The sequence below is a fragment of the Pseudonocardia sulfidoxydans NBRC 16205 genome (assembly GCF_007989085.1).
Lineage (GTDB): Bacteria > Actinomycetota > Actinomycetes > Mycobacteriales > Pseudonocardiaceae > Pseudonocardia > Pseudonocardia sulfidoxydans.
Genome location: NZ_BJVJ01000042.1, coordinates 1 through 13,384 on the forward strand (window position 1 = coordinate 1; position 13,384 = coordinate 13,384).

The window sequence follows — 13,384 nt, forward strand, 5'->3', positions numbered from 1 at the left end:
TCTGTCCACGGGCTCTCTGTTCACGGGCTCCGCGTTCACGCCGGCGACGGTCCGACAGCGGCGACACGACCACCATGACCCAGCCGGGAGCATCCGTGACCCCACAACTGTTCAGCCCCTTCGAGATCCGCGGTGTGACCCTGCGGAACCGGGTGGTCGTGTCGCCGATGTGGCAGTACGCCGGGATCGACGGAGCGCCGACCGCCACCCACACGGTGCACCTCGGCCGCCTCGCCGAGGGCGGCCCGGGACTGACGATCGTGGAGGGGACCACCGTCGACCGGCGCGGCCGCGGCACGGTCGGCGACCTGGGCCTCTGGCAGGACGACCTGGTCCCCGCACACGCGCGACTCGTCGACGTCATCCGGGCCGGCGGCTCCGTCCCCGGGATCCAGCTCATCCACGCGGGCCGCAAGGGCCGGCGAAACCCGCCCTGGACCCCCGCGGACCAACCCGCCCCCGACCCGGCGGACTGGCCGGTACTGGCCCCCAGCGCCATCCCCGTCCCGATCCCGGGCGCGGCGATGCCCGAGGTGATGTCGGTGCGCGACATCGACGAGACGGTGCGCAGCTGGGCGCAGGCCGCGCGACGGGCCCGGGACGCCGGCTACGACGTCATCGACGTGCAGGCCGCCCACGGCTACCTCCTCCACACCTTCCTGTCCCCGCTCACCAACCGGCGCACCGACGCCTACGGCGGTTCCGCCCACAACCGCGCCCGCCTGCTGATCGAGGTCGTCGACGCGATCCGGGCCGAGTGGCCGAGCGACAAGGCCCTGTTCGTCCGGCTCTCCTGCGTGGACGTCGGGTGGGGAATGGACCGGACCGTCGAGCTCGTGCACGAGCTACGCCGCCACGCCGTCGACGTCATCGACTGCACCAGCGGCGGACTCACCGGGCGACCCGCTCCCGAGGCCCCCGCCGTCGGCTACGGCTACCAGGTGCCCTACGCCCAGCAGGTTCGCGCGCGGACCGGATCGCCCACGATGGCCGTCGGGATGATCGTGCACGCGCGGCAGGCGGAGGAGGTGGTCGCCCGCGGCCACGCCGACCTCGTCGCGCTCGGGCGGGAGCTGCTGCACAACCCGAACTGGCCGCTCGACGCGGCCCGCAAGCTCGGCGTCACCGACCCCTACGCGGCCGCTCCCCCGCGCACGGCCCACTGGCTGCGCAAACGCGACGAGAGCTTCCCGCAGCTCGCACCATCGACGATGGGCGACCTCGATGTCGCGGCGGTCGACTGATGCGCGCGGCGTGGTACGACCGTCCCGGCCCCGCGCGCGACGTGCTGGTGGTCGGCGAGCTGCCGGACCCGGCGCCCGGTGCGGGTGAGGCCCTGGTCCGGGTCGCGGCGTCGGGGGTGAACCCGTCGGACCACAAGCGGCGCAGCTCGGTGGCGCCCACGCGCCGATGCGTGCCGCACAGCGACGGCGCCGGCACCGTGGTGGCGACGGGCGACGGCGTCGAGCGAGACTGGATCGGTCGGCGTGTCTGGCTCTGGAACGCGGTGAACCGCCACGGGTACGGGGTTTCCGAACCCGGCGAGAGCGGCACCGCCGCCGAGCTCGTGGCCATACCCGTCGACCACCTCGCCGCGCTCCCCGACACCGTCGGCTTCGACGTCGGGGCCTGCCTCGGCGTGCCCGCCTTCACCGCCTACGCCGCGGTCCTCGGCGACGGCCCCGTCGACGGCGCCACCATCCTGGTCCAGGGCGGGGCCGGGTCGGTCGGCGAAGTGGCGGTCCAACTGGCGGTGCAGGCGGGTGCGACGGTGCTGGCCACCGTCAGTTCGCCGTCGAAGGCAGAGCGCGCCCGCGCGGCCGGAGCGCACCACGTCATCGACTACCGGACGACCGACGTCCGCACCGCGGTACGGGACCACGCACCCGGCGGGGTGGACCGCGTCGTCGAGGTCGACTTCGCCGCCAACGTCCACACTGACACCGAAGTCCTCGCTCCCTACGGAACGATTGCGAGCTACTCCTCGACCTCGAACCCCGAACCTGTCGTCCCCTACTTCGCGCTCCAGCTCAAGGGCGCCACACTCCGCACGATCCAGGTCTTCACCATGCCGGCGGACCAGCGCGCTCGCGCCGTCGGGCACATCGGCACCGCACTCGCGGCCGGCACCCTCGTCCCGTCGATCGCCGCGGTCTTCGGGCTCGACGACATCGCGGCCGCCCACGAAGCCGCGGAGAACCGGCCGGAGGGCAACGTGATCGTCGAGCCGGGGATGCGAGGGTGATCCTGGACCTGCTCCTGTGCTGTACGGTCCCGCGCGCCGCGGTCGGTCGGGTGCCGGCGTCCAGTCCGTCCGGGCGCCCGCCAGCGGTTCAAGTACCAGGTCCCGCCGACATCGGTCCCCGTCTCGATCAGCCGCGCGTTCATTCCCCGCCCGCGCGCTTCGATCAGCGCGCGGACACCGGCGAAGCCGGCTCCGATGATGACGCAGTCGTGACGGGTCCACTCATCGTCGAGGGCGAACGGCGGATGTCCGACCCTCAGAGCGTCAACTGAGCAGACAGACCGTACCTCCGGACAGCCTGTCGGCCGACTGGGGCAGACATCAGCAGCCTTGTCTGCAAGACTGGCACGAACGTACTCTTCAAAGGTACGGAGGTGACAGTGATGGCTCGCGTCGCTCCCCGAGTGCCGCCCGAGAAACTACGGCAAGGTCGCGTTCTCCGGCCCGTCGACGCTGAGGATGTCTACAAACACCCTCGCGCACAGTTCGCACGCCTCGAGCACGCCGGGGCACTTCACCGGCTCGCTCCCGGCCTCTTCGCAGCGGTGCCCGACGACCGCGTGGGGCGCGATTGGCTTCCCATGCTGGAAGACGTCGCGCTCGGCGTCGCAGGAGCCGGGGGCCACGCCGCTGACAGTGCTCTGATGGGCATCAGCGCTGCCCGCGTACACGGAGCCGTTCCCCGCGCGCTCAATGTCGCGGTCGTTGCTGTGCAGCGCCACCGCCGCACCCTTCAGCTCACCGATCGCAACGCGACGATCCTCTTCGTCCGCCGTGACGTCACTCGACTCGACGTTCAGCGTCATCGAACCGAACTCGGACAAGGCTGGGTCACAAGCCTCGAGCAGACCCTCCTCGATCTCATCGCCAGACCCGAGCTCGGCGACGTCCCCGACGCCACGCACGAAGCCATCGGTGCTCTGTTGCCCCGAGCGGACATGATCCTCCTCCGCGATCTCGCAACTCAACAGCGCCGGCGCAGCGCACTCGATCACGAGCTGTCTGGTCACGGACAGGTCTGACGATGCTCGACCCAGCCGAGCTGCAAGATGTCGCCTCTACATTCGGGGTCGCCGAGAGCCAGGTAGCGCGCGACCACCTCATCTCGCACATGCTCGCCGCCATCAGCGAACAGCTGCCCGACGACGTGGTCTTCTTCGGGGGACCGCACTTGCTCGCAGCCTTGTTCCAGATGGCCGCCTGTCCGAGGACATCGATCTACTGGCTACACGCAACCGCTCCGAGGCCGCCGCACGCCTGACCGATCTCGTCCCACGCGCGCTACGGAAGGAATTCCCGGGTTTGACATGGAATCCGGCGCCGACGGCCGTTCGCGAACAGGAGCCCGCGACCGCGCACAGCCCCGACGGTGCCATCGTCCGCATCCAGCTCCTGAGCGCCACCGGCTACCCGCGATGGCCGACCGAGCGGGTCGATCTCGTTCAGCGCTACTCCGACGCGCCGCCGGCCCGACTCTCCGTCCCGACCGCTGCTGGGTTCGCCGCAGCGAAGGCGAGCGCCTGGCGTGACCGACGCGCCTCCCGCGATCTCTGGGACCTGTGGGCGCTCGCAGCGCGTGGCCACCTCGACGTCGAGGCGGCTCGTCTCTACGCTCGCCTCGGTCCGACCAACCGAGCGCCAGACCCAGACGATTACGAAACGGCACCCGAACAGCGCCACTGGGAACGCGATCTCGGTGGCCAAGTCAGGCTGACGATCAGCGCCGGAGAGGCAGCAGACGCAGTTGCCACCGCCTGGCGCCGCGTGACCGTCTGAGGGCGCTGTGGAACCAGTCCTGGTGTGAGCGGTGTCGATCAGAGCGCCTGACAATCCTGCTGGGGGCGGTCACCGACCAGGACCGACGATGCTGAGGCGCGTCGTGCTCAGGCGCGTCGTAACGCGGCGTCGGCGGCGCAGTAGAGGCCGAAGGCGCCGAACCCCAGCGCCACGACGACCAGGAGGACCGGCCCCAACGGCGTCTCCGCCAGGGTTCGCAGGGCGGCGTCGAGCCCGCCGGCCCGGTCCGCGTCGGACAGGACTGCCGCGGTCCCGACGAGGACGCCCACGACCGCGAGCGCCAGGGCCCGCGCGAGGTGCCCGACCGCGCCGACCACTTCGAGCGGCAGGCGCAGCGCGCGTGGGACGCGCCGCAGGTCCAGGTCTCCCATGAACGTCCGACGGACCCCGGTGTACGTCATGGTGATCGCCACGACGACGATCGCGACGCCGCCGAGCAGCACGAGGAGCCGCCCTGCGGGCAGCCGCAGCAGGTCGGCGACGACGTCGCGCATGCCGCGGTCCCCGGACCGCCTGCCCGAGACCAGGAACGCCGTCGTGACGCCCGCGAGCCCCAGCATCGCGATCGCTTTCGCGACCGCCCCCACCCGCTTCCGCCGCCGCTCGCCGCCGGACACCCAGCGGAATCCCAGCGACGCCGCTGCCAGCTGCCAGACGGCGAACGCCACCAGTCCGACAGCGATGACGACGAGTCCGACCGCTCCGGCCCCGCTGCCGGCGATCTCGGCGACCGCTCCTTGCGCGTCGGCCTGCGCTCCGGGAGATCCCAGCGCGATCTTCACGGCGAGCCAGGCGACGACGACGTGGACGATCCCGTACGAGACGAGGCCGATCCGCCCCAGCGCGTCGATCGCCGGTCCCGGTGCGTCGGACCGGCCACCGCGCACGGACCGCCGCAGGCGCCGCAGGGGCGTGAACACCCTCGCACGTTGTCACACGACGCGATCCGAGGAGAGGTCGGCGGTGCATGGTTCGGCGGTCCCGCCGGTCGACCACTACGCCGACCGGACCTGGCCGGACGCCGCGGGGCACCTTCCCGCGCGCAACCTCACCGTCGTCCCGCGGCCCGTTCGCGACCGTGTGGTTGCGCCCCAGCACGGCACCCGGTCTTGGCCGCTGATGGTTCCCGACCGCTGGTGGCCGCGCCAACCAGGGCCGCCGAACGTGTCGTGAGGGCGTCCCGACAACGCTCACGACACGTTCGCCGGTGGCTGCCCCGCGCGACGTGTCACCAGAGCCGCTCCCGCGCGCCGACGACACGTTCGGCGCCCGGCGTCCCCGACCCGGTGCGGGTGGTGGTTTGCGTCCCGTTCCGGGCGGGTAGCACCGAGCCGCCCCAGGAGATGACTGCCGATGAGAGCACTGCGGGCCGTGAGCGCCGTCCTGCTGATGGTGCTGGGCACGTTGCTACTGGTCGTCGCGCTGGTGTTGTGCGTGACGCTCGTCCTGCTCCCGCTCGGCGTCCCGCTGGGGTTCCTCGCCGTGAAACTGTGGAAGTACGCGGTGACGCTGCTGCTCCCCCGGAAGGCCGACGTGCGGCGCGGACTGCGCAAGGGGTTCAGGGTGAAGGAGATCGGCGACGCCGCCTCCGACGTCACCCGCCGGAGCAGGAGACTGCGCAAGAAGGTGCGTCACCTGGCGACGGTGTAGTGCGGACCCTGGGCGACCTGGCCGGGGTCGTCGAGCAGCAGGACGGTCCCGGCATGTGAGCCGAAGTGCCGCACCCCTCCCCCGTGACGACGAGTGCGACGTCCATCGCGACCTCGTCGACGAGTCGGCAGCGGAGCGCCGGCATCGGCGCCGCGTCGAGGTACGAGGAGCCTCGCGACCACCATCCCATGTTGTCAGAGCCGCCACGTCGACCCACAATGTGAGCGACCACCTCACGATACGACGGCTGCGGTCGCTGATGGGACAGCTGCCGAAGGGCACACTGAGGACGTGCCCGATCGGCACTGATCATCGGTTGCCGCTCGTCGTCCGAGGCGAGCGACGCCCGCACCACCGAAGGAGATCCATGTCCGTCGCCGAAGGCCGTGCCCTGCCGCTCGCGGGGGTTCGGGTGCTGGAACTGGGGAACTACATCGCCGCACCCACGGCCGGGCGACTGCTCGCGGACTTCGGCGCGGAAGTGATCAAGGTCGAGCGCCCACGGACCGGCGACGAGGTGCGCAACTGGCGCCTCTACGCGGGCGACACCTCGATGCTCTACCGGACGATCAACCGCGGCAAGAAGTCCGTCGTGCTGGACCTGCGCAGCCCTGAGGGTCGCGACGCGGTGCTGCGGCTCGTCGCGACCTGCGACGCGGTGCTGGAGAACTTCCGGCCGGGCACGTTGGAGAAGTGGGGCCTCGGCCCGGCCGAGCTCGACGCCGTCAACCCCGACCTGATCCTGTCGCGCGTCTCGGCGTTCGGGCAGACCGGACCGCTCTCGGAGCGGCCGGGCTTCGCGGCCGTGGCCGAAGCGATGGGCGGGCTGCGCGACCTCGTCGGTGAGCCCGACCGGCCGCCGTCACGCACCGGCGTCTCGATCGGCGACTCCATCGCCGGGCTCTACGCCGGGTTCGGCATCGTCATGGCGCTGTTCCAGCGCGAGAAGGCCCGCGGTGGCGACCGGCCGACGCTGGTGCAGCGCACGATCGACGTCGCACTCAACGAGGCCGTCCTGTCGGTGATGGAGTCGCTCGTCCCCGACCACCTGGCCTACGGCGTCGACCGGCAGCGGGTGGGCGGGCGGATGGAGGGCATCGCCCCCTCCAACGCCTACCCGTGTGCCGACGGGTCGTCGGTGGTCATCGCGGGCAACGGCGACGGGATCTACCGACGACTGATGGCCGCGGCCGGACGCGCCGACCTCGGGGAGGACCCGTCGTTGCAGACCAACGCCGAGCGCTGGGCCCGTCGCGACGAGCTCGACGACGCGATCGGCGCGTGGACGGCCACCCTCCCCCGCGCCGACGTGCTCGTCGCCCTGGAGGAGGCCGGCGTCCCCGCGGGCCCGATCTACACGGCCGGCGACATTGTCGACGACCCGCAGTTCAAGGCGCGCAACATGATCCAGTACTTCGACGTCGACACCGGCGAGGGCACCCCGCGCCGCGTCGGTTTCCCGGGCATCGTGCCGGTCATCGGCGACCGGTCGCTGCCGGTGCGCCACCCCGGGCCCGACCTCGGCGAACACACCGCCGAGGTGCTCGCCGAGATCGGCTTGACCCCCGTCGACCAGCCGGAAGGTGCCCGATGACCAGCGACGTGATCCTGCGCGACGTGACCCTGCGCGACGGTCTGCAGCTCACCGGCAAGACGCTGCCGACCGAACGCAAGGTCGAGATCGTGCGCGAGCTGCTCGCCCTCGGCGTGCCCAGCCTGGAGATCGGGTCGCTCGCCCGGCCCGACCTGGTGCCGCCGCTGGCCAACACCCTCGAGGTCGTCGCCGCGCTGACGCCCGAGGAGCTGGAGCGCTGCTGGATCTGGGTGGCCACGCCGCGCCACGTCGCCCGCGCCGTCGACGCCGGGGCCCTCAACGTGCAGTACTGCCTGTCGGTGTCCGACGCCCACAACCGCGCCAACATCGGCCGCGACACCGACGCCAGCCTCGCCGCGATGCCCGAGGCCGTCGAGACGGCTCTCGCCGCGGGCGGGCGCATCCAGCTCTGCCTCGCGACGGCGTTCACCTGCCCGTTCGACGGCCCCGTCGACCCCGACCGCGTGCTGGCGATCGTCGGGGACCCGCGCACCGACGGCGCCGCCGACGTCGTCCTGTGCGACACCCTCGGCCAGGCCGCGCCCGCCGAGGTGTCGTCGCTGGTCGGCCGCGTCGCCCGGGAGGCCCCCGGCCGGCGGATCGTGTTCCACGGCCACGACACGTGGGGGCAGGGCGTCGCCAACACCCTCGCCGCGGTCGCGGCCGGGGCCCAGGTCGTCGACGGCGCACTCGGCGGCCTCGGTGGCTGTCCCTTCGCCCCGGGGGCGAGCGGCAACACCTCGACCGAGGACCTGCTGTTCGCGCTACGCCCGTCGTGGCTCGACCCCGCCGGGCTGGTGGCACTGGCGGCGCTGTCGACCGACCTGCTCGCCGAGCTCGACGAGCCCAACCGCTCCCGGACGGTGCAGGGCATCCGCTCGAAGGCCGACGCGTTCCCGTGGACGGCGGCCCACCGTGCCGCCGGCGGCGACCCGAGGGCCGTCGCACTGGCGGGCGCGGGAGCCTGCTGACGACCGCCCCTGACCGAGCAGGTCCGGCGGCCGGGCGGCCGGTTCCTCCCTGCGCCGCCACGGCCCCGCAGGGTCGTGAGCGGCAATAGTCGCTACAGCGGACTATTGCCGCTCACAGGTGCGTGACGCGTGACATCGGGGGCGGTCGGTGCCACGCTGCCGGTGATCATCCGGGGCAGGCGCCGCCGGCCCGGTACGGCCCACCGAGGGGACACGATGGCGGACACCGGATCACCCGACGCCCCTCCTCGGGTCGCCGCACTGACTGTTCTGCCCCGGGGGCTCGTCGTCGTCCTGGGGACGACCGGCCTGCTCGTCTCGGTGCTGGCGCTCAAGGAGCTGTCGGGCGTCGTCGCGCCGGTGCTCCTCGCCCTGGTGCTCGTGATCGGGGTGCACCCCATCACCGGTGCGCTCCGCAGACGTGGTGTGCCGCAATGGCTCGCGGTCCTGATCACGATGATCGTGGCATTCGCGATCATCGTCGGCCTGGCGTTGTCGTTGGCCCTCGCGGTGGCCCAGCTCGCCACCGTCCTGCCGACCTACCAGGGCCAGTTCGCCGCCTTGCTGACCGACACACGCCGCTGGCTCGGCACGCTCGGCGTCGGCCAGGAGCAGCTCCAGTCGGTGTTGTCGCAGTTCGACTTCGGCCGGCTCGCCGGGCTGGTCACGGAGCTGCTGACGGGTCTCGTCGGCGTCCTCACCGACCTGGTGTTCATCGTGTTCGTCGTCGTGTTCATGGGGATCGACGCGGCGACGTTCTCCCGGCGCATGGAGGAGGCCGGGGAGTCGCGGTCGGACATGGCGCTGGCCATCGGCGGGTTCGTGCGCGGGACCCGCTCCTACCTCGTGGTGTCGACGGTGTTCGGCGTGATCATCGCCGTCCTCGACGGGATCCTGCTCGTGATCCTGGACGTCCCGCTGCCCGTGCTGTGGGCGCTGCTCGCGTTCGTCACCAACTACATCCCGAACATCGGCTTCATCATCGGGCTCGTCCCGCCGGCGCTGCTCGGGCTGCTGACCGGCGGACCCAAGCTGATGATCTTCGTGATCATCGGCTACTGCGTCCTCAACTTCATCTTCGCCTCGGTGATCCAGCCGAAGTACATCAGCAACTCGGTGAACCTGTCGCTGACGTTGACGTTCCTGTCCGTGGTGTTCTGGTCGTTCGTCATCGGACCCATCGGCGCGGTCCTCGCGGTCCCGTTGACGTTGCTGGCCAAGGCGTTGCTGGTCGACGCGGACCCGGGGACGCGGTGGATGTCGGGGCTGCTCGCCGGCGGCAGCGCCCCGAGGACGCCGACGCCCGCTGCCGTCGGCACCGCGCCCGACGCCGCGCCGGCCACTGCGCTCGACACAGCGCCGCCGGCCACCGCGCTCGACACAGCGCCGCCGGCCACCGCGCTCGACACAGCGCCGCCGACCGCCGAGGGACCCCGGGATGACGTCGCACCCGGTTGACCGGATCGTCGAGCGGATCAGCGCGCTCGTGGGCGACCGGCTGGTGGCGCGGGTGTGGCGCCGCATGATCGCCGTCGACGGCTACGACCGGGCGCTCGCGCTCGCGTCGCAGGCGTTCGTGGCGCTCGTCCCTGCGGTGCTGGTGCTGTCCGAGGGGCTCGGCGGGTCGGGCGGACTGACGGAGCTGGCGAACAGCCTGGGCTTCTCCCGCTCGGCCGCCGGCACCGTCGGCGACCTCGTCGACCGCAACTCCGTCGACCACTCCCTGACGGTGCTGGGCTGCGCGCTGCTCGTGATCTCGGTGCTCGGGTTCGTGCGCTCCTTGCAACGGGCCTACACCGCCGCGTGGGACCTGCCCCCGACCGGCATCCGCGGCTACGGGCGCAGCCTGACCGCGTCGGCCGCGCTCGTGTTCGAGCTCGCGGTACTGGTGCTGCTCGCGCCACTGCTGGGCTGGCTGGTCGGTAGCCCCCTCGTGTCGCTGGTGGTCTACGCCACGACCGCGCTGATCCTGTGGTGGCCCATCCAGTTCCTGCTGCTGCGGGGCCGGGTGGCCTGGCGGGCCCTGCTGCCGGGCGCGATCGTCACCGGGATCGGCCAGGCGCTGCTGGTGACGGCGTCCGGGTTCATCGTGCCGGTCGCCGCGTCCCGGGCGGCCGAGCGGCTCGGGCTGCTCGGCGTCGCCACCGTGCTGCTGTCCTGGCTGGTCGTCCTCGGGGTGCTGCTCGTCGCGTCGGCGGTGCTGGGCGCGGAGCTGGCGCACACGTCCCGCACCGCCGACGAACCCGAGGACCAGCCATGACGTGGCGGATCAGGCGAGCTCTGCGGCCACCGCTGCGCCCAGCGCCGAGGTCGTCCCGGTGCCGCCCATGTCGGGGGTGAGGATGGCGCCGCCGCGGCCCAGGACCGTCTCGATCGCGCGCATCACCGCGGCCGCGGCCTCGGTCTCACCGAGGTGCTCGAGCATCATCGACACGCACCAGATCTGACCGACGGGGTTGGCGATGCCCTTGCCCGCGATGTCGGGCGCCGAGCCGTGCACGGGCTCGAACAGGCTCGGGTAGGTGCGCTCCGGGTTGATGTTGCCGCTGGGCGCGATGCCGATCGTGCCGGTACAGGCCGGGCCGAGGTCGGACAGGATGTCGCCGAACAGGTTGCTGGCCACGACGACGTCGAAACGGTCGGGGTTCATCACGAACTGCGCCGTCAGGATGTCGATGTGGTACTTGTCCACGCGCACGTCCGGGTAGCGGGCAGCGGCCTCGACGACGCGCTCGTCCCAGTACGGCATGGTGATCGAGATGCCGTTGCTCTTCGTCGCCGACGTGAGGTGCCGGGCCGGGCGGGCCTGCGCCAGATCGAAGGCGTACTTCAGGATCCGGTCGACGCCGACGCGCGTCATGACGGTCTCCTGCAGCACCGTCTCGCGGTCGGTGCCCTCGAACATCTTGCCGCCGACGCTGGAGTACTCGCCCTCGGTGTTCTCGCGGACGACGAGGAAGTCGACGTCGCCGGGCTCGCGGTCGGCCAGCGGGCTGCGCACGCCGTCGAGCAGCTTGACCGGACGCAGGTTGACGTACTGGTCGAACCGGCGCCGGAACTGCAACAGGCTGCCCCACAACGAGATGTGGTCCGGCACGACCTCCGGCCAGCCGACGGCGCCGAAGAAGATCGCGTCGAAACCGCGCAGAGTCTCGAACCAGTCGTCGGGCAGCATCGCGCCGTGCTGGGAGTAGTAGTCGGCGGACGCGAAGTCGAAGTCGGCGAGCTCGACGTCGAAGCCGAACTTCGCGGCCGCGGCCCGCAGGACCCGCACGCCCTCGGGCACGACCTCCTTGCCGATGCCGTCACCCGGGATCACAGCGATGCGGTGATTCGTCACGAACGTTCCCTTCCTGGATCGCCGACCCTGCCGCCTGTAGCGTAGGCGGCACAAAACCCCGGTTCCAGACGCGATTCGCGCCAAGACCTTTGCGTCGCCCGAAAGAAAGGCCTGCCGAGGTGGACCTCTCCGACCTCGACGATCTCGAGTTCTTCGACGGCATCGCCACCGCCGACACCCTCACCGAGGCCGCCCGCCGCTGGGGAGTGTCCACATCGGCCGTCAGCAAACGCCTCGCGTCACTGGAACGCCGCCTCGGCGCCCAGCTCGTCCGGCGCAGCACCCGCCGGCTCAGCCTCACCGACGAGGGCGAGCGCTACGCAGTTGGCGCCAGGCGACTGCTCCCCCTGATCAGCGACCTCGAAGAGGACGTCGGCCGCCGCCGCGGAGCCCTCCGCGGACGCGTCGCCGTCCACGCCACCATGGGCCTCGGCCGCTCCCACGTCGCACCCGCCCTCGGCGCCTTCGCCGCCGCCAACCCGGGCGTCTCCGTCGAGCTCGAACTCTCCCACCTGCCGCTGCACGTCGCGGGCAGCCCGTTCGACTTCGCCGTCCGCGTCGGCCGCCGCGACGACACGTCCCTGCTCTCCCGGACGTTGCTGCCCAACCGCCGCGTCGTCTGCGCCTCGCCGGGCTACCTCGCCTCGCGGGCCGCCCCGCACGGACTCGGCGACATCGCCGACCACCAGTGCATCGTCATCCGCGAGATCGACACCGACCACACCGTGTGGCGCTTCGGCGACGACGACGCCGAGACCACCGTCCGCGTCCCCGGGACCATGATCACCAACGACGGCGACGTCGCCACCCGCTGGTGCGTCGACGGCCACGGGCTGCTCATGCGCTCGCTCTGGCACGTCGGCCCCCTGCTGCGCGACGGCGTCCTCGTCCGCGTCCTGCGCGAGGTCCCCACCCCGCGCGCCGACGTCGTCGCCATGTATCCCGCCGGCCGGCACCTCTCCCGCCGCGCGTCCGCTGCGCTCGACCACCTCGCCGACGAGCTCGACCGACGCCTCGGCGCCGCGACCGCCGACTGACGAACTGCCGACCGACGAGCTCGCCGAGTTCGACAGGAGCCTGGTCCGGGCCATGATCGAACCAGTCTGGCGTCGAGCTCGGCGGGTCTCAGCGCACCCGGACGTTGCCCATCCATGTGCCGCCGCGCACGATCACGTGCGGCATGCCCCGCCCCGCCGACGGCCCGATCTTGTCGACGACGTTGCCCACCGTCACGCTCGCCTCGTCGAGATCCACGGTGGCGCCCTTGGGAAGCCGGATCTCCACGTTGCCGACGAGGAGGTCCGCTTCCACCGTGACGACCGGCGTCGTGAAGCGGGCCGACCGGAAGTCCAGGTTCGCGTTGCCGAAGCGGCTGCGCACCACGATCTTCGGCGGGACCGTCCACTCCCCGCCCCGCTTCAGGTCGCCCGCGGTGTTGGACAGCTCCAGCACCTCACGGGCCCGCGCGCCCTCGGCGCCGGGAAGATCGAGCAGGAGCCGGTTCAGGTCGGCCCGGGTCACCGCGTTCGCGGCGGCGCCGGTCCGCTCGCCGTACTCGTCGACGGTCAGCCGACCCTCCGAGAAGTGGGCCGCCAGCAGCGTCGTCACGTGCTCGCGCTCCTCGTGGGAGACGCGCAGGTCCTGGGGAGCGATCTCGTCCGTCATGCGGAGAACACTACGAACGACGGTCGTCCCGGACATCCGGGAACGACCCTGAACCGGCCTCGGGGATGCCCTCGGCCAGGACTCGTGAGCGGCAATAGTCGCTGTAGCGACTATTGCCGCTC

14 protein-coding genes are annotated in these 13,384 nt (G+C 71.9%); 10 read left to right on the plus strand and 4 right to left on the minus strand.

Translation table 11 applies throughout. The features are described from left to right. Positions 1–95 precede the first annotated feature (95 nt). Both PSU4_RS19165 and PSU4_RS19170 read left to right on the plus strand, forming a co-directional pair. Positions 96–1,244: an oxidoreductase gene (locus PSU4_RS19165; RefSeq protein ID WP_186817057.1), complete on the plus strand. Its 1,149-nt coding sequence runs from the start codon at positions 96–98 to the stop codon at positions 1,242–1,244. Next, the gene (locus PSU4_RS19170) at positions 1,244–2,245 is read left to right on the plus strand and encodes an NADPH:quinone reductase (protein ID WP_147110217.1); all 1,002 of its coding nucleotides are present in this window, start codon (positions 1,244–1,246) and stop codon (positions 2,243–2,245) included. Before PSU4_RS19165 ends, PSU4_RS19170 begins: the two co-directional genes overlap by 1 nt. 419 nt (positions 2,246–2,664) lie before the next feature. On the opposite strand, the gene PSU4_RS33055 is transcribed toward PSU4_RS19170, so the two are convergent. Then, positions 2,665–3,255 carry a hypothetical protein gene (locus PSU4_RS33055; RefSeq protein ID WP_373866077.1) on the minus strand — a complete coding sequence of 197 codons (591 nt, stop codon included), beginning with the start codon at positions 3,253–3,255 and terminating at the stop codon, positions 2,665–2,667. Positions 3,256–3,269: 14 nt separating this feature from the next. Between PSU4_RS33055 and PSU4_RS32495 the strand changes: the two genes are divergently transcribed. Further along, positions 3,270–3,506, plus strand: a complete 237-nt coding sequence (locus PSU4_RS32495) for a hypothetical protein (RefSeq protein ID WP_246115214.1) — start codon at positions 3,270–3,272, stop codon at positions 3,504–3,506. Further along, positions 3,467–4,021, plus strand: coding sequence for a nucleotidyl transferase AbiEii/AbiGii toxin family protein (locus PSU4_RS19185; protein ID WP_246115221.1), 555 nt, complete (start codon positions 3,467–3,469; stop codon positions 4,019–4,021). The genes PSU4_RS32495 and PSU4_RS19185 overlap by 40 nt, the downstream gene beginning before the upstream one ends. 107 nt (positions 4,022–4,128) lie before the next feature. Here the strand turns inward: PSU4_RS19185 and PSU4_RS19190 are convergent, their stop codons facing one another. Continuing rightward, the gene (locus PSU4_RS19190) at positions 4,129–4,962 is read right to left on the minus strand and encodes a DUF1206 domain-containing protein (RefSeq protein ID WP_147110221.1); all 834 of its coding nucleotides are present in this window, start codon (positions 4,960–4,962) and stop codon (positions 4,129–4,131) included. 433 nt (positions 4,963–5,395) lie between these two features. Here PSU4_RS19190 and PSU4_RS19195 point away from each other — a divergent pair, with 433 nt between their 5' ends. From PSU4_RS19195 to PSU4_RS19220, 5 genes are all read left to right on the plus strand, one after another. Continuing rightward, positions 5,396–5,692 (plus strand): hypothetical protein, encoded by a 297-nt coding sequence (locus PSU4_RS19195; protein WP_147110223.1) that lies wholly within the window; start codon positions 5,396–5,398, stop codon positions 5,690–5,692. A 367-nt stretch (positions 5,693–6,059) separates the two neighbouring features. Next, positions 6,060–7,286, plus strand: a complete 1,227-nt coding sequence (locus PSU4_RS19205) for a CaiB/BaiF CoA transferase family protein (RefSeq protein WP_147110225.1) — start codon at positions 6,060–6,062, stop codon at positions 7,284–7,286. Further along, positions 7,283–8,257, plus strand: a complete 975-nt coding sequence (locus PSU4_RS19210) for a hydroxymethylglutaryl-CoA lyase-like TIM-barrel protein (protein WP_186817058.1) — start codon at positions 7,283–7,285, stop codon at positions 8,255–8,257. Before PSU4_RS19205 ends, PSU4_RS19210 begins: the two co-directional genes overlap by 4 nt. 216 nt (positions 8,258–8,473) lie before the next feature. Continuing rightward, positions 8,474–9,715 (plus strand): AI-2E family transporter, encoded by a 1,242-nt coding sequence (locus tag PSU4_RS19215; protein ID WP_147110227.1) that lies wholly within the window; start codon positions 8,474–8,476, stop codon positions 9,713–9,715. Beyond that, positions 9,696–10,517 (plus strand): YhjD/YihY/BrkB family envelope integrity protein, encoded by an 822-nt coding sequence (locus PSU4_RS19220; RefSeq protein WP_147110229.1) that lies wholly within the window; start codon positions 9,696–9,698, stop codon positions 10,515–10,517. Before PSU4_RS19215 ends, PSU4_RS19220 begins: the two co-directional genes overlap by 20 nt. Before the next feature lie 9 nt (positions 10,518–10,526). Here PSU4_RS19220 and PSU4_RS19225 read toward each other — a convergent pair whose 3' ends face one another. Continuing rightward, entirely contained in the window at positions 10,527–11,597 is a 1,071-nt protein-coding gene (locus PSU4_RS19225) for a tartrate dehydrogenase (RefSeq protein ID WP_147110230.1), read from the minus strand. Positions 11,598–11,716: 119 nt separating this feature from the next. On the opposite strand from PSU4_RS19225, the gene PSU4_RS19230 reads away from it, so the two are divergent. Beyond that, the gene (locus tag PSU4_RS19230; RefSeq protein WP_147110232.1) at positions 11,717–12,634 is read left to right on the plus strand and encodes a LysR family transcriptional regulator; all 918 of its coding nucleotides are present in this window, start codon (positions 11,717–11,719) and stop codon (positions 12,632–12,634) included. A gap of 88 nt (positions 12,635–12,722) precedes the next feature. Here PSU4_RS19230 and PSU4_RS19235 read toward each other — a convergent pair whose 3' ends face one another. Beyond that, the gene (locus PSU4_RS19235) at positions 12,723–13,262 is read right to left on the minus strand and encodes a DUF1707 SHOCT-like domain-containing protein (protein ID WP_147110235.1); all 540 of its coding nucleotides are present in this window, start codon (positions 13,260–13,262) and stop codon (positions 12,723–12,725) included. Positions 13,263–13,384: the final 122 nt, after the last annotated feature.